The following is a 25496-nucleotide window of genomic DNA, read 5'->3' as shown; positions in this document are numbered from 1 at the left end:
GATGAAGGCATTTTTTTATGCGGTTTACCTCTTTATGAAAGGAAGCTTATTTTAATGAAAAGAAAGATCGCTGTAATTATGAGTATTGCAATGCTTGGATTTGTTATGTCCGGATGTGACAGCTCTGCTCCATCTGCAGGTAATTCTGCCGCTGAAAACAGTGCCGCAGAAACAGAAGCTGTAACCGAAGAAGCAGCTGAAACTGAGGAAGTTACTGAAGCTGTCGCAGAAACATCTGCATCCGAAGAAACTGAAGAAGAGGATGAAGAAAACTACGACACAGGCGATGCATCACTTGACAATATCCGCAATCAGGACGAGATCGGTGAAAACGAACTTCTCGTTCTCAGCTTCGGTACAAGCTACAACGACAGCCGTCGTCTTACTATCGGTGCTATCGAAGACTCACTCGAAAAGGCATTCCCTGACTACAGTGTACGCCGTGGATTTACAGCAAATATTATTATAGACCACGTAAACAAGCGTGACGGTTTTCTTATCGATGACGTTGATGCTGCTCTCGACCGTGCAGTGAAGAACAACGTAAAGACACTTGTTGTTCAGCCTACACATCTTATGGATGGCTTTGAATATAATGATCTTCTTGATCAGGTAGGAGCGAAGGCTGACGCATTTGACAAGGTTGTTTTCGGTAAGCCGCTTCTTACATCAGATGAAGATTTCAAGCGCGTTGAAGAAGCTATTGTTGACTGGACAAAGGAGTATGATGACGGCAAAACTGCTATCTGCTTCATGGGCCACGGTACAGAAGCTGAATCAAACGGAGTATATCAGAAAATGCAGGATCTCCTTACAGCAGACGGACATACAAACTATTTCGTAGGTACTGTAGAAGCTACACCTTCTGTTGATGATGTTCTTAAGGCAGTAAAAGCTGGCGAATATGAGCGTGTTGTTCTTGAACCTCTCATGGTAGTTGCCGGTGACCACGCTAATAACGATATGGCCGGTGATGAGGAAGATTCATGGAAGTCAGTGTTCGAAGCTGCTGGCTACAAGGTTGAATGTGTTCTCAGAGGCCTTGGTGAAAATGAAGCTATCCGTCAGATCTACGTTGATCACGCTAAGGAAGCTATCGATTCAATAGCTGAATAATCAGCTGACAGATAATAATACTATTCAAAAGCAGCATATCATTATCACATACAGTGTTGGGGTTATGATCTGCTGCTTTTTTTCAGGAGGATGTATTTTGAAGAAGATTTTTATTTTAACAGCTGTTCTTTCTGCATTTATACTTACAGGATGCTCTTCAGCTGCAGGATCAGATGAAAACAGCGGCTTAGGCGAAATAACTCTTTCGGTTACTGAAGCAGAAGTCACTGAAGCGGAAACAGAAGCTCAATCCGAAGAAACTACACAGGCTGAGGTAACTGAACTTGCCGTAGCATCGGGTGATGACGTAATAGAAGCAGATGAGGTCGGATTTGAAGGAATGGAAGAAATAAGTGCCGATAAAGTTAAGGATGGCACCTATCATATTGATGTTGACTCCAGCTCATCCATGTTTAAGATCGCTGACTGTGAACTTACCGCAGAAGAAGGGACGCTTACAGCAAAGCTTACAATAAACAGCAAGAGCTATGATCATCTTTTCGCAGGTACAGCTGAGGAAGCTGCACAGGCAGATGAATCTTCTTTCATAGAACCTGAAGAAACAGATGAAGGAAGAGTATTTACCGTTTCCGTTGAAGCACTCAACAAGAAGGTAAACTTGGCTGCATTCAGCCACAAGAAGCAGCTCTGGTACGACCGTGTGCTTGTTTTCCGTGCTGATTCACTTCCTGAGGGCGTTGTTCCGGAAAAGGAAAAGATCACAGCATCAACTCTTGGAATTGAAGACGGTGAATATACCGTCGAAGTAAAACTCGAAGGCGGCTCCGGCAAGGCATCAGTAGAAAGTCCTGCAAAGATCAGCGTTAAGAACGGCGAAACAACAGCAGTTCTTAAGTGGAGCAGTGACAAGTACGACTATATGATCGTTGACGGTGAAAAGTATCTTCCGGAAATAACAGACGGTTCATCAGTTTTCGAAGTTCCGTTAAGTTCGTTTGACACTGAACTTAAAATGAATGCAGATACAACAGCAATGAGTACTCCTCACGAGATAGAATACACATTATTCTTTGATTCATCTACGATATCATGAGAACAGATTTCAATAGTTTTACGAAGATCCGGCAAAGCCGGATCTTTGATTTTAGAGATATTAAGAAAAAAATGAACTGTAGGGGATCAAAACAGCTGGCTTTGTTTTTTATCCTGCCGGTAATGATCATTATTTCATCAGCATGTACATCAAAAAGTGATACGGGTCAAAGTAACGGTCAGAACGGATCAGTACCCGGAGTAACCGGACATATGGAACTTGAATATGCTGATCAGTTTTCCGTTGATTATCTGGAAAGCGGGTGCGCGTTAATTACCATTGATTCCGATCAGTTTCTGTTCGTTCCCGAAAAATGCCCGGTTCCTGAGGGCAGTACTATACCCGTGATACGTGAACAGAGCGGTGACATATATCTTGCTTCATCATCTGTCATCGATCTTTTCGATGCCATCGGCTCACTCGATGCAGTTTCCATGACTTCGACCAATACGGAGAGCTGGATGCTGCCCCATGTAAAGGAAGCGATGAATGCCGGTCGTCTGACGTTTATCGGTAAATACAACGCTCCCGACTACGAAGCACTTACCGAATCCGGCTGTACGCTTGCCATTGAAAACACAATGATCACTCACAGCCCTGCGGTAAAGGAACAGATCGAATCCCTCGGTATCCCCGTCATCGTCGAACGTTCCAGCTACGAACAGCATCCTCTCGGACGCATGGAGTGGATGAAGCTCTACGGTCTTATTCTCGGAAAAGAGGATGAAGCAGAAAGATGTTTCGAGGAAAAGACAGCCGGATTCCATTCACTTGATCTTCCCAATGTTCCGGAAAATGAACGTCTGACCGCAGCGTTTTTCAGCGTGACTGCCAACGGTTATGTAAACGTTAGAAAGCCGGGGGATTACATTTCGAAAATGATAGATCTTGCCGGAGGAAGATACATTTTTACCGGAGAGGATCTCGGAGTTGAAGACAACGCACTGTCAACAATGAACATTCAGATGGAAACCTTCTACGAATGCGCGAAAGATGCAGATATCCTCATTTACAACAGCACGATAGAAGGTAAACTTGAATCGATCGCACAGCTTCTCGAAAAGTCACCGGTATTTGCAGATTTCAAAGCCGTGAAGAACGATAACGTCTGGTGCACCGAACAGAACCTCTTCCAGCAGACAACCGGAGCAGCAGATATGATAACAGACTTAAACAGTATTTTTACGGGTAATGCAGACGGAAAGGAACAGCTTACGTATCTGCACAGGATCCACTGAATGTAAAGGTGATTGACATAAGATATTTGCAAATTCTATATACTTAGAATACATTCTTTTGGAAACGCTGATTTATTCATGACTCAGCGTGTGGGAACAGGGCGAGCCACGCAATCCTCACCATTGCAGATTCTGCGAAGCTGGATCAGCAACTCAGTCAAACTGTTATATACGGAGAAATAAATGAAAAAAGATATGGAAAAACAACGAAAAATACGGGCTGTGACCGGATTTGTTCTGCTGGCGGTCGCTGCGGTGATACTCTTTATTCTGAGCCTGGCGTCCGGAAGCAGCAGGATCACGGCTGATACTGTTTTTGGTGTGCTTACCGGACGTATTACTGAGCAGTCTGCTCACAGGATCATTATGGATATTCGTATGCCGCGTGCGCTGTCTGCACTGATACTGGGAGGAGGACTTTCGGTTTCGGGATTTCTGCTGCAGAGCTTTTTCAGAAATCCTATTGCAGGACCGTTTGTGCTCGGTATTTCATCCGGTGCGAAACTCACTGTCGCCCTGATCATGATTACATCTTTACGGTACGGATTTGCCATGAATTCATGGATGATGATCGGTGCGGCATTTGCCGGTGCGCTTTTGTGTATGATGACCGTACTTCTGTTTTCCGGAAAAGTACGGAACATGGCGCAGCTTGTTATTTCAGGTGTAATGATAGGATATATCTGCAGTGCTCTTACCGATTTTGCTGTGACTTTTGCAGATGACGCAAATATAGTTAACCTGCATAACTGGTCGAAGGGCAGTTTTTTCGGGAGCAGACTGGCAGGATATACGTGTGATGTCTGCCATGGTCTTTACAGCGTTTATTCTTACATTCCTTCTTTCAAAACCGATAGGTGCGTATCAGCTCGGTGAGGCCTATGCCGAGAATATGGGTGTGAATATCCGCGCTTTCCGTGTGTTTCTCATACTTCTTTCAAGCATTCTTTCCGCCTGTGTCACAGCCTTTGCCGGACCGGTATCTTTTGTCGGTATTGCTGTTCCGCATCTTATGAAAGGGATGTTCGGGACTTCAAAACCTGTCATTCTTATACCGGCAGCATTTCTCGGAGGCGGTGTTTTCTGTATGGGATGCGACCTTATCGCGCGTATGCTCTTTGCTCCGCAGGAGCTGAGTGTAAGTACCGTTACTGCAGTTTTCGGTGCACCGGTCGTTATTTATATAATGCTTCACCGTGCTAAGGAAAGGAGCATGTCATGATAAATACTGATCAGAAAAACAATGCTTCATCTCTACATACGGACAGTCTTGGCGCAGGATATGGTAAAAAAGTGATCGTAGATGGTATCACGATCAGCATTTCATCAGGAGAGATTTGTACACTCATCGGACCTAACGGAGCTGGTAAATCTACTGTACTGAAAACCATTGCCGGTCAGCTGCCGGCCGCATCCGGAAAGGTATTTCTCTGCGGCGATGAACTTACCGGGCTTAAGGAAAAGGATGTAGCCCGAAGACTGTCGGTCATGCTTACCGGAAGACTTATCACCGACAGAATGACCTGTTTTGACGTTGCGGCTACGGGTAGATATCCGTATACGGGAACGTTCGGAATACTGAGCGACCATGACAGAAAAATAGTTTATGATGCTCTGACGCTTACCGGTGCAGATCATCTCTGCGATACTGATTTCAACAGGATAAGTGACGGCCAGCGTCAGCTTGTCATGCTTGCCAGAGCAATAGCACAGGAACCGGATATCATGCTTCTTGATGAGCCGACTTCGTTTCTGGATACAGGTCATAAACTGCATCTGCTTACTTTGCTCAGACGACTTGCAAAGGAAAGAAATATAGCGGTCGTACAGTCACTTCATGAACTTGATCTGGCTCAGAAGTTTTCCGATTCTGTCCTTTGTATACATAATGGAAAAGCTGAACGGTACGGAACACCTGAAGAGATCTTTTCCGGTGATTATATCGATACTCTTTATGAAATAAAAGACGGAAGATACAACTGGTATTTCGGTGCGGCAGAACCGTTCGGCGGAAAAGGCGAACCTGAAGTCTTTGTCATAGGCGGCGGGGGAGCTGGAATTCCTGTTTACCGCAGACTTTACCGTGAAGGTATTCCGTTTGCGGCTGGCGTTATCCATGAAAATGATGTGGAATACCCGGTAGCATCAGCTCTTGCGTCTGTTGTAATTTCGGAAAAGGCGTTTGAACCGGTAAGTGATGAAGCTGTAAGCAGAGCGATTGCCGTTATGGAAAAATGCAGAGAGGTGATCTGTTCTGCAGAATATTTCGGAATAATGAATGCCGGAAATCTTAAACTAAAGGAAAAGGCAGGACTTATACTAAAATCTGATTAAACCGGAAATACGGCTTCGCGCCCTGCCACGGGCTGATTTATTAATAACTCAAAGCTTCCTTAAGTGTGTCTATAGAAAATATGCAGAAATAAGTCTTCTTTTGTGTAGAAAAATCCATACATACGCATTGATTTTTTGTGCATAAAGTGGTATACTGTATGATAAGGATTGTGTCCGGAAATACTTTTTTTCGGAGCGATTGTAATGTAAACGCGTAAGGAGCGAGGTTATGAAAAAGAAAATTATCAGCGGCCTTATCTCGTTTACCATGGCATTATCTGCAGCAGCGGGAACACTGCCTGGTACGGGAAACAGGGCATCAGCAGCACAGACTGACTGGAAATTTGATCTGGGAGGTTCGGGTGCAGCCGGAGGTTTTACAGGCGTAAGTGCTTCAGACGGATACAATGCAGGCAGAGGATACGGCTTCTCAGGAAGCGTGGCCAATGCAGCTGCTCAGGGACAGGGCGCAGGAGCTGACGCAGTACAGTTTACCGGAGGACAGTTCAATGTTGACCTTCCGAAAGGTCTTTATCAGGTAACTGTAATGACCGGTAACAGCCCGCGAACGACGATCAATATCGAGGGTATGCCTCAGATGATCAATCTTACCGGTAACAATGCCGTTGAGTCGATACAGGTCCCTGTAACAGACGGACAGCTCAATGTGGCAGCAGTAGCCGGAATGAATAAGGCTGCTTACACTATTTCATCCATTGAAATAAAACAGCTCAACACCACCGGTGAGATGAAACCGACGATCTGGATCTGCGGTGACTCTACGGTAGCAAATTACTACAATGTAAAAGATACAGCTCAGCACGGATGGGGCCAGTTCCTTTACAAATATGTAGACACTAAAGTTTATGAGATACGCAACCAGGCATCAAGCGGTCAGTATGCAAAGGGATTTTACACCAGCGGCCAGTTCGATCCGGTTAAGACCTACGGAAAAGCCGGGGACTACTACATTATCTCGATCGGTATCAACGACAAAAACTATTCAAATGAATCAGAGTATTATTCTGTAGTCACTGACATGGTCAAGACCTGCAAGGCAAAGGGAATGAACGTTATTCTTGTAAAGCAGCAGGGAAGACGCGGTGACTTTAACAGAAATCCGAAACTCTCCGGACGCTGGTTTGGCGGTGAACTCGACAAGGTAGGAAGTGAACAGAACGTTCCTGTAATGGATCTCTTCAATGCGTGGCAGGACTTCGGTTTCAGCATCGGCGGTTATGATGCTATGAAATCCTACTACGCGATCCAGGCAAACGGTTCTGAAGATGATCTTCATCAGAGTGCGAAGGGGGCAGATAAGAATGCCGAGATCCTTCAGGGACTTATGAAGATCGGTCAGGCACAGCCGGAGCCGAGTCCTTCTCCTTCACCTTCTCCGGAACCAAGCCCTTCACCGTCTCCTTCGCCGTCACCTTCACCTTCACCGGAACCGTTAAACATGGGTGATACTGATTCGAACGGCAGGATAAATATTGCAGATCTTATTTCACTTAAGAGCGCAGTGCTTGCCGGTGAATACAAGGCAGAAGCTGATGTTACAGGTGACGGTGAGCTTAATTCCGAAGACGTTCTTCTTCTTCAGAAATATCTCTTCGGTGAAGATGCAGCATTCACGGAACCTGCTCCAAAGGAAGATCCGGATAAGAAATACTTTGCAGTTGATCAGGTCTGGGATCAGGGTATGATAGAAACAACAAACACCGGATTTACTGATCCGCGCGGATACATCAACCTTGACAACAACGATTCGAGCAGCATAACATTTACAGTAAACGCTGCAAAGGACGGCAACTACATGACCCATATCCGTTTTGCCAACGGAAGCGATACAGACCGTGCAATGAAGATAATCGTAAACGACAAGACCAGTGATTACTGGATGCAGTCATTTACCGGAACCGGTGCATGGACCACATGGGCTGAATTCGGAATTGTTCTTCCGCTTGTAAAGGGAGCAAACACGATCAGGCTTATTTCCACAGTAGCAAATCAGGGCGGACCTAACCTCGACTATATCACAATAGGTCTTACTGATGAACCAATAGCTGAGACATATGATCCGAATTCATCACAGACGCCGACGACATCTTCCAACCCTACGCTCTTTATTCTCGGTGACTCAACAGTTCAGTCCTACCGTGAGAGCTACGCTCCGCAGCAGGGATGGGGTTATTATCTCGGAAACTACTTCACTTCAGACGTTACAGTAGCCAACCATTCAATGGCCGGCCGAAGCTCAAAGAAAGCCTACGACGAAGGCAGATGGAAGACAATAGCTGACAGCATGAAGACAGGCGATTACGTAATGATAATGTTCGCCATCAACGATGCCGGCAAGTCGAACGCCGACCGTTACGCTCCAACCTGCGGAAACGTTGACAATCCTTCATCAGGATCTTATGAATGGTACATGACACAGTTTATAAACGATGCCAAGAACAAGGGCGGCACACCGATCCTCGTTACTACAGTAATTGGAATGAACGCTTACAGCAACGGTAAATTCATCAACAGCTATACAAATTACTGCGACGCATGCAAGAAGCTTGCATCAAAGTATAAGATACCGTGTATAGATCTTAACACCATAATGGTCAACCACTACAATTCAGTTGGTTATGACACAGCGCTTTCATATCACCTCAAGGGTGTTGTAGCTGGTTCTACAGACGGCACACACTTCTGCGAAAAGGGTGCAAATGTTGTAGCCGGCCTTGTAGCCAAGGCAGTAAAGGATCAGCAGATCTCAGGCCTTTCACAGTATGTTAAGTAATTAAGATACAAACCATTATACTATCAGACGCCTCTCCAGAAACGGAGGGGCGTTTTTGTGCTTATCAGTTATGCAGTTTATAACGTATTTAGAACGAGAAAGGCCCTGTGCCCCCTTTGAGGAAAGCACAGAGCCATATCTTTTTTTTTATTATGTTTTTTATCAAAGAGTATCCATATCGAGGAAAGGTATCTGACCAGGAGTTGCCTGACCGCTCTGATTGAGTGTATCCTTAAGAGCAGGAAGAACTGAAAGATCGATTCCGGTGCTCTTCTTAACTATTGATGCTCTGAAAACTGCATTTACCGGACCTGCTGATGTATTTATCGGATTTGAAAGTGATGCTATTGTCTGATCAGCATAGCTGCAGATCCTTGTGCGTCCTGCAAGTGAGCCCTGCTCCTGCATTACTGCTACGAATTCGTCAGAGCCTGTACGGTAGAGTTCAGCACCTTCAAGATTTGTACGGATAGTATTTGCAACGTTAGTAAGTACTTCGTCACCGATATCTTCACCGTAGAGAATGTTTATCGAGCTGAACATTGCGATATTGAACATCATGAAGTAATAAGGATGGTCTGGCGAATCCTGAATATTGCCTCGTTCAAAGTCGTTTGAAAATGAAACTCTGTTTCTGCAGTCTGTAAGAATATCCTGGAAAATAGCAGCGTTGAGAGATTCCTTTGTTTTTGCTGTTTTCTTCATTGACTTGTCAAGCCTGCTTACTGTTTCTTCCTGCTTCTTAACAAGTCTGTAGAAGAAGAATGCGACCGCTATGTAGATGATTGTGAAAATGATGAGGTAAATAAGCATATCGTATGTGAGTCGGAAGAGTTCGCCTGTGCTGCCGTCGATAATGAATACCTGACCCATGTAGCCGACATAGCTGTAAATACCGTAGAAAAGTTTTCCGTCACGTCTGAAAGTAAATGTACCGCTCTTGTTTTCCATCGTAGCTGCAAGTTCATTTGAAAGACTGATAAATTCAGGAGGTGTATTAACAGCCGGATCATCAAGAGTTTTATTCATGAGATCTTTGTTGTGAGCGAAAACGTATTTCTGATTGTGAGTATCGATCATATAGTACTGAGAATCGCTTGTGATCTTGGTGTTACGGGCTTCCATATCCTCAACAATACCATCCGTTAAAATACCGAGACCAACAAGACCGATCGGTTTTCCTGAACTGTCGAATACGCCTTTGTACAGTGAAATGATCTGTTGACTTGATGCAGGTGAAAGGATGATACCTGCGCTGTACATGTTTTCAGGGGAATTTATGATTTTCTCATGCAGATCATTGAGAGACTCAGGATCTCTTCTTGTAATGATACCAACTACTTTCGGGTTTGTATGTGCAAGAACTTCTGTGTTCCATTTGGATACATAAATACCTTCAAGGTTTTTGAGTCCTGCTGAGATCCTTTCGGTGTAAGCCTGAGCTGCTGCAACTGCCTCAGGATCGTCCGGATGTTCGAGTACATCAAGAATTTCTCCGGCCGATGTATAGTCCGACAGGATAGTGGACGAATTCTGCATATAGAGTTCAAGCTCAGCACATTTTTCCTTTGTGATCGCTGTGTTGTCGGCAACGATCATCTTGTCGATCCTGTCTGAAACCACAAGAACCATAATAATTGTGAGAGTTACCATGATCACAACCTGAGCGATTATGATCAGCCCCATTTTTGAAATATGACGTTTCTGTTTTTCGTTAAGTTTTACTTCTGCCATAAATAATACATCCCTTTCATAAAAATAATTGATCAGTCTTCATCGTCATCATTGAGAAGATCGTTGAGTTTGTTTTTTCAGCGTACTGGATTTCTTTGCACTTCCGGCTGTATATGATCTCTGGCCTATGCTTGTATTCACAGAATTTACAGGATTCATGTATACTGAATTGTTCATTGAGCCGTTCATATGGAGTGATCCGCCGCTGTAAGCGGACTGACCCATTGAAGGATTAATGTATCTTGAATTATTCTGTGAGGTGTTAGGATTCATATACATCGATACATTTCGCGACATGCCGTTGTTCATACCGCTGTTCATCATATTCACCGACTGTGACGGCCCGGAATTAAAGCCGTTGTTATGACCAAGAAAATTGGTTATAGGAATAATTCCGGTTGGAGTAGCGATAACAGTGTTGATGTTTCTGTAATCAATGGAAAGCAGCATCTGAATACAGCCGTTGCACGGAATAATCGGTACTCTGTTGAATGAATCGAATACAGTGATCGCTCTGATCATTGACTGACCACCGGCACGGAGTGAGTTTACCGCAGCAACTTCAGCATGAATGTTGTCGCCGTTTGGCATAACATTATTATACCCTTTGTAGACTGTTCCGTTTTCTGAACAAATCACACAAATAGTATCGCCGGGCACAGGGGCTGTACCACCGGAGTATCTTTTTTGTAATTCATCATTAGCGGAACTGATCAGAAAATCATAATTCATTTAGTAACTCCCTTTCTCAAAAATATTTTTGCTGCAGATAAATATCTGCCCTAAGGAAACACCGATCATAATACAGATCGTATTGAATTAATCCCCGTAATCCAAAGCCGTGAAACACGGGCCTGTAATCTGGTCAGCAAAACCTTAGTATGTGCACTTTGTAAAAAATGAAATTAAGATAATTGCCTTATGTGTATATTATAACATATTCGTTTTAACATTTCAATATTAAATTAGGAAAATAATTGAGCTTAGTCTTGAATTTTACTAAAACTAAAAAAACCTGCGGCATTATTTATAAAAATCTCTTTTAATCTTAATTAAATTATGTTATAATTAAACTGTGATTTGATTATGATATATTCAGGGATTATGGATAACAGGAGATCATCTATTTTATGAATGAAACAAGAAAACCACTATGGAAGTTTGTTTTTCTGATTGCCGATTCAGTAGCCGGGGCAGGTCTGGCGGCAGCTTCCTTGATTGCATCAACAAAATTTTCGGGAGACAGAAGAGTATATACCCTTATTGCTCTTGCTAGCTTTGCACTCTGTCTCATTATTTCACTGATCGGAATTGTCCGATACCAAAAAGAACGAAAAGGTGTTATCTCTCTATGCGTAGGACTTCAGCTTTTTGTACTTCTGCTCGGTTTTACCGCTGCTAAATTTCTGAATGGTTTCTCTCTTAGTGCCATGATAGTATGGGCTATAGGGGTGATCACCGAAGGTGCTGTGATCGCAGGATACAGAATGCGTCAGAAAAACGATGAGGAAATCTCCTCTGATAACAGTCCGGACGTTTCCGTCAGATATGAAGAGGAAGAATCAGACATTGTAATAAACAAACCGGATATCCCTGCACCGCCTCTTAAAGAGTTTAAGCCGGTCAGAAAAGATGTCCTTTATGACGGAAGACAGAATAATCTGATATTCAGCTTTTCTGATGTGAGTGAAAAGGTCACTGATGAATACTGTATTGCAAATGATAAGACCCGTGAATCACTTGGCGATTATGATGCAATGAAAATACAGACATATGCATGTACACCGGTTTCGTATATGTTTATGTGGGCTGCAAGAAACAATCATCTCAGCAGCAGACTGCTTGACTGTATCAGTACAGAGCCTCTGCTTGCAGACGATGCTGATCCGGCTGCTTTTATCCGTGAAAAAATGAACTGCCAGGTCAGCAGCAGAGATTTTGCTGATGACATTCAGGGATTTCTTGAAGATTATTATGAATCAGGCAGAACTGTTTCAGGCGACAGCAGCAGAAAATTTGAGAATGACTATTATATCCAGATAAGAAATCCATGGAAAGTATACTACTGCATTGATTTTACTCCTGAGATTTATAAGAAAGTCGAGGAGCAGATCGAAAAAGCATTCCGCAACTACAAAATCACAGTGGAATGGGATGCATCCGGACTTATGGATGAAAGCGATTTTGAGGAAACAAGATACTCAAATACATTTGAACAGGAACTTGGGGTATGTAAAGCAGCAGGACTTTACAACGATTACATTGATAAATGCGTGAGTGAAGCCTGTGATATGCCTGACAGCCTTGTGAAAAAACTGTCCGACAAACTTAAAAAGTTTGTAAATACATCTGAAATGACAGTGAAGTTTTCCGGAGACGGTAGAACTTTTATAAATAAGCTTCATTCCGGCAGGATCATTATTCCTTCACCTCACGGCGGCGATACAGCTTATGTTCTTCAGTTTGATGCAGATTTTCTTGTTGAAGACAGTCTGTGTATCGTTATACGTGACAGGGAAGTAGTAAATATCTCAGGAAGTGCTGATGCGAAGTCCCCGTGGGAATTTGAAAATGAGCTTAATTACAATATCATAAAGAGCCTTTCACTGACAAATGTAAAAGAAGTGGATTCCATAGGAAAAGCTCTCCGCTGCTACAGTGACGGATCTGTAGAACAGACTGTAATTATTCCTGAATTCACAGGAGCACCTGTACCGGAAGAAAACAGGCTTTTTGTACCGCAGCCAGTTTACGAACTGAAAACCAGAAACGATATTATTGCTGAAAAAATGATGAATGACGGTACAGCTGACAGATATGAATGTACACCTGTTTACACCGGCGGAAGCTTTATTCCTTCCGATCTGAATATTTCTCTTTATAAGGGCAGCTCAAAGGTGTTCTCTTCAAAAGTATCAGTCTGGTAATTAAAGTAACAGCAAAAACAGCCGGCATATCAGAATACGCAGGTAATTCTGATATGCCGGCTTTTGATTGTTATTTTAAAGTATAAGAAAATACATTATGATCCGCTTATGGAATTGACCTTCCATGTGCCGTTTTCATCTACTATTTCCACTTTGTATCCGGAAGCAGATATGGTGAAGGTTCCTTCACCTTTTCCTGTAACTGCAAGCTTTATGGTTTTGTTTTCGTTTTTTTCCCAGGCAAATCCCTTTGAAGGTCCGTCACCTTTTATGATATACAGACCGTCTTCAAATTCTTTTATGACAGGTTTGTTTCCGTCAGTCAGATCAGGATATCTTTGTTTCTGAAGTGATTCGGTAACACTCGCACTCATATAGGATTTAACATCGTTTATGCTTCCGAATGTTTTGTCTTTTATTTTATAGTAAACAGTTCCGTTGTCTTCACGGCTTTCATCAACGTTCTTTGTAATTGTACCGTGATACATTTTTTCGATTTTGTCCATTGTTTTCAGGAGTTCGTTTCCGATCTTCTGATAATCCTTTTCAGAGGAATTAATACCGCTGTAAAAGTATTTTAGACCTTCTGTGTCTGATACGATCAGAGGTTTGTCTTTCTGCCCTGAATTGTTCTGGTGTACGTTTTCGGATACAGATACCTGAATTGTGTCAGGCTTATTATTTTTAGAAATGAAAAATCTGTATTCTGCAAAGGCAGCTGCTGCTATGATCAATGAAACTGCTATGATAACCGGTTTTTTATTCATATGATCTCTCCTCGTCAAAAGTGGTGTGCATAATTGACCTTGTTGTTCATATTATAGCATATTACTTATAAAAAATCTATATTTTTGTAATGCAATTGTATATATCAATGATTTTGAAACAGAATAATGCCATATATAGCCAGTAAAAAAGAAGTGATTTTTGTACGTAAAGCTCTGTCAGAAAAATTTATGTTCGTTTTCGAATGTTTCATATAAGTGGAATTGTACTAAATGCTTATGAAATTTTCTACATTTACAGTTGTATACGCTAACCGGATATAAACTTAAGGAAACGCTGATTTATGAATAAATCAGCGTGGGGCTCCGGGACGAAGCCCCGAAAATCCCACCTCAGGAAATCCGGCGAAGCCGGATTTCCGATTTAATCAGTGTTTCCTTAAAATACAGTGAACGAAAAATAAATTATTCGTTTACTATAATATGCTGGATTTTCATAAGCTTTTATGATAAAATAATAACAGGTGGTTTTGATCATAAACCGTACCGATAATTATATAATCAGGGAGCTTAGTGACAATGAGTAATTCTATGATAGAAATAACACGAAAAATGAAAGCAGACAGCTGTAAAATGGCTGCTCTTGATATTGAAACACGTAATAAGGTTCTTAAGAATGTAAAAGATGCACTTCAGAGATCAAAGGATGAGATCTTTGCAGCAAACAGACTCGATCTTGAAAATGCTGAAAAAAAACAACATTGCGCAGTCTGTGGTAAAAAGACTTAAGTTTGATGAGCACAAGCTTGAAGATGTCTGCAAAGGGATTGAACAGCTCGTCGGACTTGCTGATCCTATCAATAAAGTAATGCTTCAGCGCGAACTCGATGAAGGACTTGTTCTGAAAAGAATATCATGCCCGATCGGCGTTATAGGAATCATTTTTGAAGCGAGACCGGATGCTCTTGTCCAGATATCTTCGCTCTGTATAAAAAGCGGTAACTGTGCTGTGCTCAAGGGCGGTAAGGAAACAGTAAATACTAACAAGGTCCTTTTTGATATAATTTATAAAACAGCTGTAGCCAGCGGTGCACCGGAAGGCTGTATGTATCAGGTGGAGGGACACAGTGAAGTTGATGAGCTTCTTGCATGCAATAAGTCAGTTGATCTTATCATCCCGAGAGGTTCCAACCAGTTTGTTCAGTACATCATGAACAATACCAAGATCCCGGTAATGGGTCATGCAGATGGTATCTGTCATACTTATATTGACAAGGACGCTGACATAGAAAAGGCATGCCGTGTTACGGTCGATGCCAAGATCCAGTATACAGCAGCATGCAATGCTACTGAAACTCTGCTTGTTGACAGGGCATTCGGCACTGAAAACCTGAAGAAGGTAGCTGAAGCTCTCCGTGCTAATGGTGTTAAGGTGCGCGGAAGCAGGGAAGTGTCAGACATTATCGGATGCGAATCCATGAATGACGATGAATTTGCTACAGAATACCTCGATCTTATCATTTCAGTCAAGCTTGTTGACGGTGTTGATGAAGCGATTGAACACATTAATAATTTTGGTTCTCACCATACAGACTGCATTATTACAGAAAACCTCGAAACGGCAGAAAAGTTTATGAATCTCGTTGATTCAGCCGGAACATATCTTAACTGCTCAACAAGATTTGCCGACGGATTTCGCTATGGTTTCGGCGCAGAGGTCGGAATCAGCACAAGCAAGATCCACGCAAGGGGACCGGTTGGTCTTGAAGGACTCACAACATACAAATACAAGCTATACGGAAGCGGACAGATAGTTGCTGATTACGCTGAGGGCAGAAAGCAGTTCCACCATAAAGATCTTTAAGGAAACACTGATTTCCGGAGGCGGGATTAGTCCGGATTCGTCACGGATCTCATACTGCTTTATGAATAAATTGTAAATTATTTTAATTCTATTGACAAAGTGATGTTAGTGTAGTATAATAATAAAGCTGTCTGAAACGACAGCTTTCACTACGAGGCGTAACTCAGTTTGGTAGAGTGCTTGGTTTGGGACCAAGATGCCGCAGGTTCGAGTCCTGTCGCCTCGATGTGCTGGTGTAGCTCAGTTGGTAGAGCAGCTGATTTGTAATCAGCAGGTCAGGGGTTCAAGTCCGTTCACCAGCTCTTATGGAAGAGTTCCCGAGTGGCCAAAGGGGGCAGACTGTAAATCTGTTGCTTTCAGCTTCGGTGGTTCGAATCCACCCTCTTCCACTTGTTAAAGACTGCAAACCTGTTTTGCGGTCTTTATTTTTTGCAGAATAAAACGGTTATCAGAGTGGATCAGCACGCCGGTAACCGTTTGTTTTATAAAAAATCCGGTCACTCTGTATTAAACAGAAATGACCGGAAGAACAAACTTGCAGAACATATCGATGCCAAGCACTGCAAGTATAATTATCGCTGCTGTTTTAGCCTGCTTGTCGGAAAGTTTCGCTGCAAGGTTATCGAGAAACGGCTGGATAACATACAGGAATACCACACCGCCGATACCGAATCTGATGCTCGGACTGAGCGCGATACGGCCTTCAAAGTTTATCGCGTAATCCTTATACGTCTGCCACGGCCATGAACCCATCGTCCATTCACACAGATAACTTGTAAGTAGTTCAAGTGCAGTAGCTGTCAACATTGTGAGAAGAAATATTACAGGAATCATGCATAACTTTTTAACGACCGGCTTGTCTTTTATAAGTCTGTACCACAGAACAATGAATGTCAGTGCACCGAATCCGTATACAGGAAGCCACGGACCGAAAAGAACTCCGCGGTTGCTGAATCCCCAGCGGTAAATAAAAGTTTCGAGTGATACTTCATAGATCCATCCTATGCATGCATAAATTATAAAAAACATCGTGTATTCAGATAATTTTCTTGACTTCATAACACAAACGTCCTTTCTGTTTTACAGGTTCTGATCTGTTTCCGGATCAGTAGAAAGTGAATCTTTTCTTTTCACTATAATTATTATACACTATTTCCGGATAACATAACAGATGTCAAATGTAATTTAAAGCGGTATGATTGTAATTTACTTAAATGACAAATGTAACGGAAAGAACCCGTGACTAAATTTCAGCACAAAGATATATCAGCATGATCAGTTATGTATGCTGAATTCTTTCCTGCGTTCACTGTAGTACTGAAGCCAGAGAAGAACAACATCATCGTATGAATTTTCTTTCAGTATCTCTGCCTGAACTTCCCAGCCGGTATCTGAAACTTCACAGATAGCATTTTCAACTGCCGGCATTTCATCTATCGGATGAGGATCAGCATTGTACATTTCTTTTTCAATTGAATTCGAGAATCCGTATATCGCGCATGCGCGGCAGCTCAGTTTCGGAACGCCTGTGACTTCCTGGTAGATATCTTCATAAGCCCTCATCCATTCAGAATCTCCGATTTCACCCGGGAGTACAATTTCGCCTGAACATATCTTTTTGGCCATAACTTCATCTGCTTTACTGAACTCATCAGTAAAATCATCGATTAGATACCAGTACATATTGTAGTATCCTGAAAGCCGCATGTACGGATCACTGCTGTTTATAAGTGCGAGCTGACTTAAAAAGTTTGCTTCGTTTTCCTTTTCGTAGCCCTTGTGATGAGCGTATTCGTGTGCTTCAAGAACGTAACGTTCAAGGGGACCGCTGTATTTGTTTCGCGTTGGCTCCATGGTAAACGGATAATTGTAGCCGCCTATACACATCCTTTCAAGAATGTCAGAGCATAAAGCTGTTTTTACAGGAGGATAGTATCCGTCCAGCCTCACAAATTCGCCGCTTATTCCTTTCATGGCTTCTTCGATCAGGACTCTGCCTTCCTTTTCGTCAGGATAAACCACTGTTCCGTTCTGATCAATCTCTATTTCCCAGGCTGCGGAGTTTATGCCTTCAATCGTATCCCACATGATCACCTTCAGGTCTTCGTGGTCAAAATCAGTTCTGATTTCATTGCTGCCCCGGCCGAGTACTGTTCCGCAGAAGGGAACATACCAGGTCGGAACATAGATAAAGACAATACAAACCAGAGCCATGAGAAGTGCTTTAAAATATACTGCACAGAAATGTCTGTATACCGGACTTTTCCTTTTGAAGACAAGGAGTATAAGCAGTATCACTGCAATGATCAGCGAGACTGTTCCGATGTACATGGTCATTTCACCGAGAGGTACCGGTACCGCGCCGGTAATGAAACTTATTCCGTCGCATAAATACGGATAGATTTTATCAGTATACAGATCGCTGACCGGAGCATATGATCCTGCGACGGCTGTAACGCAGGTAAGAAGTATAAGCGCTGTCAGGATCTTTGTGTAGGCAGTTGTTTTTCTCATAATATCATGATTAGAGCGTCAAAACAGCGATTTTGACTTTTCAAAATTCCAATAGAATCTTGAAAATTTAATATTATTACAAATTATGGATATATCGAAACGTAAATCTCAATATTTAGTAGCTTTCCTTACTCATTTTTCAGGCTATTACCGCATTTTGGGCGCGGCATGCCGAGCCTTGCATGAATTTGCAAAACTTCTGGATGTTCATAGCAGTTACTTTAGCTCCAAAGAATAGTTTCTTTCGAATCATACCTCTTGCCGGTATTTTGTCAACATGATATTTTCTTCGAAGAATGGATGGAAGTGATTCAACACCATTTCGGAATTTAGTTAAGTCACTAAATTCTTTTGTAGAACGTTTTCTCTGTTGCTGAGCTCTGTTTTTACTTTTTAATGAGACTGTTTTCTTACAAACCTTTACTCTCAAGTTAGGTTTACATTCATTAAAGTGTGGACAGTTTTCGCACTTTTCTTTATCGAAGGATGCTACACACTGCCCTGTCTTTTTATTGTAGCTGCAGCTTATTGGTTCATGTCCTCCGGGACACTTTAAGATCTGTGTTCCGTCTTCACTGAATTCAAAATCAGCATTGATATCTGGTGTTTCTTTACCAGTAAGATTAGTGTTTACAATTTCAATGTTTTTTGATTTTGCTAATGCTTCATCAGCTGTATATGCACCGTCAGCTACTATTACTGTGCGGTCGTCTTCCGGCTGAGAATTCATTCTTTCCATTGCATCATTGATGAATTTCTTATCACTGTAATTGTTTGCTTCAAACTGAAAATCAGTTACAAGCGTATCACCGTTTTCATTTGATGATTCTACTAAATTTGCAGCGTATCCTATATGATTTTTACCTGCTTTATGGCGAAATGTTGCTTCCGGATCCGCAGGATTCTGAAGTATTGAAGAATCCATACTTGAATCGTCTGCATCTTTAAGCTGACGGATTCCGTTAGGATATATGTTAGTCTGCTCATTGAGAAAGCGTACCAGCAATTTATATGCACTGCTGTCTTCAATATCTTCATCACACAGGTTCATCAGAATTTTTGCATCTTCAAGAATAGTTACAATCTTGCTATCAACAGATTCACTACGATTATGATATACTACTTTATTTCTGTCATCTACATCAGCATAATGCATGTATTCCAAAGGCACTTCTGCATTACTGCGTTTCATCTCTTTTACAAGGTTTGAAACACATGTATAAAGCAGTTCGAGACGCGACATTTTCTTCACATTTGCAGATATCATCATGCTATCCATACGTTTAAGATGATGATCTATTCCCATAACAAGCGCCATAACATCTGTTATTTCTTTTTCCGTATTTTGTATGAGATCTATTCCTGTTTCAATTTCATACATTGCTAATCTTTCACGAAATCTTCCAAGACTTCTGTCACTAAGGGGCTGTTCATCAAATGATGTTGTGTGAAGTGCATACTGATATCTTATGTCAAACAGCAATGATTCAAGAAATTCATCATCGGACTGTCCTGTTAGCTGCTGAATGAATATTGCGCCTACGAGAACGTTTACCGGAGTATTTGGACGCGATAATTTTTCGCTGTAAAGAACCGCATACGGTGTTTCATCTATTGCAGGAAATACTTTTTCAGCAAATACTTTTGCCCATGATTTTTCTAAAAATCTGCGTTCTCTTTCTGTTAAATTCAGCGTGGAATCGAACATTGATATTTGTTCATTCCTTAAATCGTTTGCTACGAATGACATTTCTTTTTCCTCCGAAATTTGATACTTCTATTGTACCATATTTCGCGTTTTCATTTGTTGTAATAATATTAAATTTTCAAGATGCTTTTGTTGGCTCAGATTGGTCTTACCCTTTTGACGCCCGAATCATATCATCCCTTTATTATAAATGTGCTTAAAGAGCACGTGCCACTGTTTAACTGACTGTGATTACCGCGCTGACTGTACGCTGTTTTGACGGCAGAATTGCCTGACTGCTCATATTGATGACAGGAACACCGTTTGCATCAAAATGAACACGTTTTATTCTTGCATGACGACACGGATCATAAAGCGGATTGCTGTTATAGGTGTCACACTTTTTATCGGCGTGTTCGGCAGGACGTGCATGATAAACTATCAGCGCATCACCGTTTTCGTCAGTTACAAAGCAGTTGTGACCCGGACCGGACGGACCGTTCAGATCAGATGTGGAAAGTACAGGTGACGAAAGCTTTTTCCAGCTCGAAAGATCCATCAGGTTCGAATTGATGTCGGCTTCAAGACGTCCTACGCAGTATTCAGATCCTGTTCCTGATGCTGAGAAGAAGACATAGACCTTTGAATCTGTTTTGATCACCGCCGGTCCTTCATTTACTTTTTCATTGACGAGTTCCCAGCTGTATTCAGGTTTACTGAGCATTATCGGTTTTGAAATAAGTTTTGTCGGATCAGCTGGATCTATTTCTGCCATGAAAAGTGAAGAAACACCCTTTATCTCGGCCCAGATCACGTAGTGCTTTCCTCCGTTTTCGAAGTAGGTCATATCAAGCGAGAATCCGGCGAATGATTCCTTGTCTCCTGATGAAGGCTGCATCTGACCGCACTCTTTCCATGTACCTGTAAACGGATCACCGTCACATTTGAGAACGTACGGTCGTATAGCCCAGATATTGTCGCTTGCGCCCGCAGCAAAGAACATGTACCATGCTCCGCCTATTTTATGCATTTCAGGTGCCCAGATGTGTTTTGAAAGAATTCCTGAGGAATGGGCTTTCCATATTGTTTTTTCCTCGGCATCTGCAAGGCCTGCTACAGTCTGGCTTCGTCTGAGTATTATTCTGTCATAGCCTTTGTCAACGCTGCCGTATGCCGGATATGAAGCAGTGAAGTAATAGTATCCGTCGCCTCCGTCAGTTACGAAAGGATCGGCACGTTCCTTAATAAACGGGTCACTGTAGCTGTTTACCTGAACTTTTCCTGAAACTGTGTATGTTCCTTTAAGTGAAGTGTCCAGAGCATCAAGTTCGTCCTGATTCCACTGAACTGTAAACTGTTCGGAACTGCCGTCCGAGTATGTGCACTCCACCTTGTCCGGAAGAGAAACTTTTTCACCGGCTGATATCATCGTTTTTACCGGTTCAATTCCTGCTCCAGACGGTGCGATAGAAGCAGAAGGATATGCTTTCAGAAGGGCGTTGTACTGGCTCATTGAAATTGGTATAACATATCCGTGGCGAGGTGTGAAATCAAAACTGTAAGCGTTTCTGTCAAGCCGTTTAAAGTTTTCAAGATCGTCTGTTTCCTGCATCACATAGTAACCGTCGCCGTAAGCGTCTGACATGAGGATCCAGTGGTCAGTGCCCGGAATGTTGTAAATGTTCGGACCTTCAACGCCCATTGTTCCTTCCGAGATCTGCTTTACTTCCTTCCACGGACCTTCCGCTTTGTCCGATGTTGCAAGATAGATCCTCTTGTTGGTCTCGTTTTTATAGTACATGTAGTACCTGTTATTCTGGAAAATGATATCTGAGTCGATGGCACTGTCGCCGTTTGCCGGTGCAAAGAGGAGGGAAGGTTCGGTGTCAAAGTGCTTCAGATCTTTACTGTATGCGTAGTACATGATCGTTCTGCTTCCGGTCTCATTTGAATGATTTGCCCAGTAAATCATGTAGGTGTTCTTTTCCGGACAGTAGATAGCCTGCGGAGCCCACGCACGGTCTGAACCCATCATGGAAGGATATTTGTTCGCTACTTCTATAAGTGTGACATCGGTCCAGTTTATCAGGTCGTCAGAACGGGCGCTGATTATGTTCCTGTTGCTGCTCCAGCCGAGCGATGATTTCATGTCAGTAGCGAGCATGCAGTAGCTTCCGTCCTCGCATTTAAATATATACGGGTCACGTATGCATTCAGTTCCGACATTTGATTTCCATACAGCTTTACCGTTGTTAAGAGCCTTGAAGTTATATCCGTCAGTGCTTACGGCATATGAAAGACGTTCCTGTTCCGGAGCATTTCCGAGGAAGTAGGCAAAGAGAAATGCCGTTCCTTCACTGTTGCTTTCCGAATTCCAGAGGGTCGTTGATGAGCCGTTTTTTCCGAAGAAATACTCATTCATTGTTCTGAGGTCGTCGCCGTCATTCTTTCCGTCATAGTTTAAGTCAGCGGCATATGATGCAGATTTGTCAAAACCATTGGTAAGTCCGCTCTGCATGAGGATCCTGTCGGCAATATCTGTTTTGCCGTCGCCGTTCAGATCACCGAAAGCAGTTACCTGACCGCTGCCGGCAGGTGAGATGTAAAAGCGCTGATTTGCACCGCCCCAGTAGTCCCACTGGTCGATAACAGCCCCGTTTTCGGAACTCTGTCCGTAAACGTCAAGTGCAGCTTTTCCGGAGCATTCTGCTGTTATGTAGTAATTGTCGCCGGTTTTGTTAAGTTTGAAGTGCTGTGAATTCAGATCTTTGTATTCTGAAAGAATGATCCTGTTTCCGTTAGTGCTGTCACCGTTTTCAACGGTAAGTGACTTTTCAGGATATTTTGCCGACATTATACGGCAGTAACCGTCGTCTTCGGTGAATATCTGCCACCTCTGGGAATCATTCGGGAGCGGTGACCACTGGTCTGCCGTTCCGTCGCTCTGAGCGGTAATATATTTTTCACTGAGCACTGACGAAATAGTATAGAATCCTCCGCTGACAACCTCGCCGCTCTGGTCGGCCTTTTTTATTCTTACTGTGTCTGCGGATGCTCCCGATGAGCCTGAAACCGCAAACTGGCTGACAGCCAGAACGACAGCTGCAAGCGATGCGGATATTCTGTGATTTTTCATGTTTTCTCCTCCGGTTATGAAATGAAAATGCTGAACATTAATGAAACACTGATGAGACCAAAATCCGGGATTTCAGCCGGTTATGAATAAGTCAGTGTTCCGTTAAACAATCCTGTACTCTCTATTATATCGTATATCAAACAATAATTCAATATACTGCACATAGAAAATATAAATAGGTTGATAATAATTATGAAAACCGACGATGAGATTTATGTGACAAAGTCACAGAAAAAGATGTTTACGTTGTGTATAATATAATCATAGATTAAGAAAACACTGATACAGAAAAAAATACGGTATGAAAAAATAACGGATACCTTCCGCGTTCCACATACCGTTTTAAGAATAATCAGCGTTTTCTGTAAAGAATTTCAGTTTAAAGACAAGGAGAATGCTTTATGTCAGAAATCACAATCACAAGCCAGAACTTTAATGAAGTAGTAAATAAATCAGACAAGCCGGTACTCATCGATCTCTGGGCATCATGGTGCGGACCATGCAAAATGCTTGCACCGGTCATATCACAGATCGCAGATGAGCATCCGGAAATAAAAGTAGGAAAGGTAAACGTAGACGAACAGCCTGAACTCGCTGCAGCGTTCAACGTTTCCAGTATCCCGATGGTAGTTCTCATAAAGGACGGCAGGGTAGTAAACTCCGCAGTCGGATACAGACCAAAGAGCAGTATTGAAGCAATGCTTGCATAATGCTTTTTTCTCATAAATAAATTAAAAACAGCAAAGCCGGTACTGATAAGTAAACAGTACCGGCTTTCGCTTCGGTTCATTTGGATATTAATTGATTTTGGCACAGTCGTATACTTCGAGCGGATGACCGAGAAGCCGCATCAGTTCAAGTTCGTCTATTGCGTCACATACAGCATTGTGTACTTCACAGTATGAACTTTTTCCGGAAAGCATCTGCATGATCGGTTCAACCCCGTAATTTCGTTTCAGTCTTCCGGTCATGAAGCAGTCAGCATTTTCCGGTATAGCTCTGTTATACTGCCTGTAAGCAGCCAGTTTCATAATATCGTACCACTGGAAACTGCTCAGTTCAGGAAGATGACCGCAGTCGAATTTTGCATTATATGCGAAAATCCCTTTAACGTTGCAGGCCTTCAGTCCCTGTGCGAGGTTAGCTATGACAGCTTCTCTTGAACCGCACATATCAACTGAATGATTCGGGACACTGATCACATTTGAATACATCCCGCCGGAACGGTACTCCGGATCGATCAGATAATACTTTGTTCCTATCGGTCTGAAAGTGAGTGAATCTGAAATTACTATTCCAATGGACATGACTTCATCATGCCAGTTTGTTTCTGTGTCTATAACAGCAAAGTGTGATGATCTGCTCATAAATTATTTTTTAAATCTATCGTCCCATACGTATGTTTTTCTGATTCTTTCGGCTTTTCTAAGTATTTCCGCTTTAACTTGCGGATCTATTCTTTTATTGATGAATTCATCGGCTTTATCAGGATTAAGAACTATTGCCTGATCAACCGGCTTTGCAAGTAATACCATCATATTTTATCATTCCTTTCCACGTAATATTATAACGTCAACATTTTAATGATATCAATCAATGTGGACGTCATTTTTTTATCTTTTTAAATAACAATAATAACTGCAAAATAATGTTGTTGCCTATTTAAAGTATAACATGTACAAGCTGCAAAGTCAATGATAACACATTTGATGGTGACATCAGAATAACAGCCGGAAGGAATGAAACTCAGCTCATTTCTTCCGGCTGTAGTCGTTGGGCGAGGAAAAAAAGTTCTTTCCATCCGGACTCTGATATGGTATAATAAATATGATTATGAATAGATGAAGAATTTCTGTCAGAAAGGAGAATAGTACATGAAGGTTTTTAATACAACCGCTATGTGTATACCTGAAGAACACTACATGGTAGATATCTCAGAGCGTGTAAAAGAGATAAAAAAACTCGTAGATGCAAAGAAGTATTTTACTATCAACCGCGCGCGTCAGTATGGTAAAACTACTACTTTGACGGCTTTAGATACATTCCTGTCCGATTATTATGATGTGATCAGTCTTGACTTCCAGGATCTTACTGATGGCAGTTATCTTGATGAAAGCTCGTTTGTCAAAGGACTGGCACAGGTGCTGTGTGATACAAGAGATTCAATAGAAATTCCTTTGCCTGATGAATTTTATGACTCATTTCAGACACTCACTGCAGAAGATAAGAGCCTTGTAATGAATGATATTTTCAGGATCTTTGATCGCTGGTGTAAGCAAAATGCTAAACCTATCGTTCTGATCATTGATGAAGTTGATACTGCGACGAATAATCAGGTTTTTTCTGGATTTTCTCGGTAAGCTGCGTGCAAAT

21 protein-coding genes and 3 tRNA genes are annotated in these 25496 nt (G+C 42.2%); 15 read left to right on the top strand and 9 right to left on the bottom strand.

Annotated features, from left to right (window positions below):
- The first annotated feature begins 54 nt into the window (after positions 1–54).
- The 7 genes from CC97_RS00360 to CC97_RS00335 all read left to right on the top strand — a co-directional run bounded on the left by CC97_RS00360 (position 55) and on the right by CC97_RS00335 (position 8536).
- Positions 55–1116, top strand: a complete 1062-nt coding sequence (locus CC97_RS00360) for a sirohydrochlorin cobaltochelatase (protein WP_044973813.1) — start codon at positions 55–57, stop codon at positions 1114–1116.
- Between the two features lie 97 nt (positions 1117–1213).
- Complete coding sequence (locus CC97_RS00355) at positions 1214–2170, top strand: hypothetical protein (RefSeq protein ID WP_049962572.1); 957 nt, start codon at positions 1214–1216, stop codon at positions 2168–2170.
- A gap of 212 nt (positions 2171–2382) precedes the next feature.
- Positions 2383–3408 carry an ABC transporter substrate-binding protein gene (locus tag CC97_RS00350; protein ID WP_242848080.1) on the top strand — a complete coding sequence of 342 codons (1026 nt, stop codon included), beginning with the start codon at positions 2383–2385 and terminating at the stop codon, positions 3406–3408.
- A 183-nt stretch (positions 3409–3591) separates the two neighbouring features.
- On the top strand, positions 3592–4284 hold the full coding sequence (locus CC97_RS21480) for an iron chelate uptake ABC transporter family permease subunit (protein WP_347493441.1): 693 nt from the start codon (positions 3592–3594) through the stop codon (positions 4282–4284).
- Complete coding sequence (locus CC97_RS21475) at positions 4217–4630, top strand: iron chelate uptake ABC transporter family permease subunit (protein ID WP_347493440.1); 414 nt, start codon at positions 4217–4219, stop codon at positions 4628–4630. Before CC97_RS21480 ends, CC97_RS21475 begins: the two co-directional genes overlap by 68 nt.
- Positions 4627–5742, top strand: a complete 1116-nt coding sequence (locus tag CC97_RS00340) for an ABC transporter ATP-binding protein (RefSeq protein ID WP_044973100.1) — start codon at positions 4627–4629, stop codon at positions 5740–5742. The genes CC97_RS21475 and CC97_RS00340 overlap by 4 nt, the downstream gene beginning before the upstream one ends.
- Positions 5743–5971: 229 nt before the next feature.
- Positions 5972–8536 carry a GDSL-type esterase/lipase family protein gene (locus CC97_RS00335; protein WP_044973099.1) on the top strand — a complete coding sequence of 855 codons (2565 nt, stop codon included), beginning with the start codon at positions 5972–5974 and terminating at the stop codon, positions 8534–8536.
- Positions 8537–8698: 162 nt separating this feature from the next.
- Here the strand turns inward: CC97_RS00335 and CC97_RS00330 are convergent, their stop codons facing one another.
- Both CC97_RS00330 and CC97_RS00325 read right to left on the bottom strand, forming a co-directional pair.
- Entirely contained in the window at positions 8699–10270 is a 1572-nt protein-coding gene (locus CC97_RS00330) for a diguanylate cyclase (RefSeq protein ID WP_044973097.1), read from the bottom strand.
- A 48-nt stretch (positions 10271–10318) separates the two neighbouring features.
- The gene (locus CC97_RS00325) at positions 10319–11002 is read right to left on the bottom strand and encodes a hypothetical protein (RefSeq protein WP_044973095.1); all 684 of its coding nucleotides are present in this window, start codon (positions 11000–11002) and stop codon (positions 10319–10321) included.
- A 398-nt stretch (positions 11003–11400) separates the two neighbouring features.
- On the opposite strand from CC97_RS00325, the gene CC97_RS00320 reads away from it, so the two are divergent.
- The gene (locus tag CC97_RS00320; RefSeq protein ID WP_044973093.1) at positions 11401–13197 is read left to right on the top strand and encodes a hypothetical protein; all 1797 of its coding nucleotides are present in this window, start codon (positions 11401–11403) and stop codon (positions 13195–13197) included.
- A gap of 95 nt (positions 13198–13292) precedes the next feature.
- Here CC97_RS00320 and CC97_RS00315 read toward each other — a convergent pair whose 3' ends face one another.
- Entirely contained in the window at positions 13293–13964 is a 672-nt protein-coding gene (locus CC97_RS00315; protein WP_044973091.1) for a hypothetical protein, read from the bottom strand.
- Between the two features lie 537 nt (positions 13965–14501).
- Here CC97_RS00315 and CC97_RS21470 point away from each other — a divergent pair.
- The 5 genes from CC97_RS21470 (at position 14502) to CC97_RS00295 (ending at position 16175) form a co-directional block, all read left to right on the top strand.
- Positions 14502–14711, top strand: coding sequence for a hypothetical protein (locus CC97_RS21470; RefSeq protein ID WP_347493438.1), 210 nt, complete (start codon positions 14502–14504; stop codon positions 14709–14711).
- Positions 14665–15786: a glutamate-5-semialdehyde dehydrogenase gene (locus CC97_RS00310; protein WP_347493459.1), complete on the top strand. Its 1122-nt coding sequence runs from the start codon at positions 14665–14667 to the stop codon at positions 15784–15786. The genes CC97_RS21470 and CC97_RS00310 overlap by 47 nt, the downstream gene beginning before the upstream one ends.
- Positions 15787–15938: 152 nt before the next feature.
- Positions 15939–16012 (top strand) — tRNA-Pro (locus CC97_RS00305).
- A 3-nt stretch (positions 16013–16015) separates the two neighbouring features.
- Positions 16016–16088: transfer RNA gene (locus CC97_RS00300), tRNA-Thr, on the top strand.
- 5 nt (positions 16089–16093) lie between these two features.
- A tRNA-Tyr gene (locus tag CC97_RS00295) sits at positions 16094–16175 on the top strand.
- A 118-nt stretch (positions 16176–16293) separates the two neighbouring features.
- Here CC97_RS00295 and CC97_RS00290 read toward each other — a convergent pair.
- The 4 genes from CC97_RS00290 to CC97_RS00275 all read right to left on the bottom strand — a co-directional run bounded on the left by CC97_RS00290 (position 16294) and on the right by CC97_RS00275 (position 23123).
- Entirely contained in the window at positions 16294–16845 is a 552-nt protein-coding gene (locus CC97_RS00290; RefSeq protein ID WP_044973089.1) for a putative ABC transporter permease, read from the bottom strand.
- A 216-nt stretch (positions 16846–17061) separates the two neighbouring features.
- Positions 17062–18300 (bottom strand): DUF3810 family protein, encoded by a 1239-nt coding sequence (locus tag CC97_RS00285; protein ID WP_044973087.1) that lies wholly within the window; start codon positions 18298–18300, stop codon positions 17062–17064.
- A gap of 139 nt (positions 18301–18439) precedes the next feature.
- Positions 18440–20050, bottom strand: a complete 1611-nt coding sequence (locus tag CC97_RS00280) for a transposase (RefSeq protein WP_044973085.1) — start codon at positions 20048–20050, stop codon at positions 18440–18442.
- 175 nt (positions 20051–20225) lie between these two features.
- Positions 20226–23123 (bottom strand): family 43 glycosylhydrolase, encoded by a 2898-nt coding sequence (locus CC97_RS00275; RefSeq protein WP_044973082.1) that lies wholly within the window; start codon positions 23121–23123, stop codon positions 20226–20228.
- Positions 23124–23524: 401 nt separating this feature from the next.
- Here CC97_RS00275 and trxA point away from each other — a divergent pair, with 401 nt between their 5' ends.
- Positions 23525–23833, top strand: coding sequence for a thioredoxin (gene trxA, locus CC97_RS00270; RefSeq protein ID WP_044973080.1), 309 nt, complete (start codon positions 23525–23527; stop codon positions 23831–23833).
- An 87-nt stretch (positions 23834–23920) separates the two neighbouring features.
- On the opposite strand, the gene CC97_RS00265 is transcribed toward trxA, so the two are convergent.
- Positions 23921–24490, bottom strand: a complete 570-nt coding sequence (locus tag CC97_RS00265; RefSeq protein ID WP_044973079.1) for a hypothetical protein — start codon at positions 24488–24490, stop codon at positions 23921–23923.
- Positions 24491–24493: 3 nt separating this feature from the next.
- Positions 24494–24661, bottom strand: coding sequence for a hypothetical protein (locus CC97_RS19880; protein WP_156036718.1), 168 nt, complete (start codon positions 24659–24661; stop codon positions 24494–24496).
- A gap of 336 nt (positions 24662–24997) precedes the next feature.
- Between CC97_RS19880 and CC97_RS20710 the strand changes: the two genes are divergently transcribed.
- Entirely contained in the window at positions 24998–25483 is a 486-nt protein-coding gene (locus tag CC97_RS20710; RefSeq protein ID WP_049962571.1) for an AAA family ATPase, read from the top strand.
- Positions 25484–25496: the final 13 nt, after the last annotated feature.

The sequence above is a fragment of the Ruminococcus sp. HUN007 genome, from assembly GCF_000712055.1.
GTDB lineage: Bacteria > Bacillota > Clostridia > Oscillospirales > Ruminococcaceae > HUN007.
Note: the sequence above shows the minus strand (reverse complement) of the source record. Positions and strands in the feature narration are given on the sequence as shown.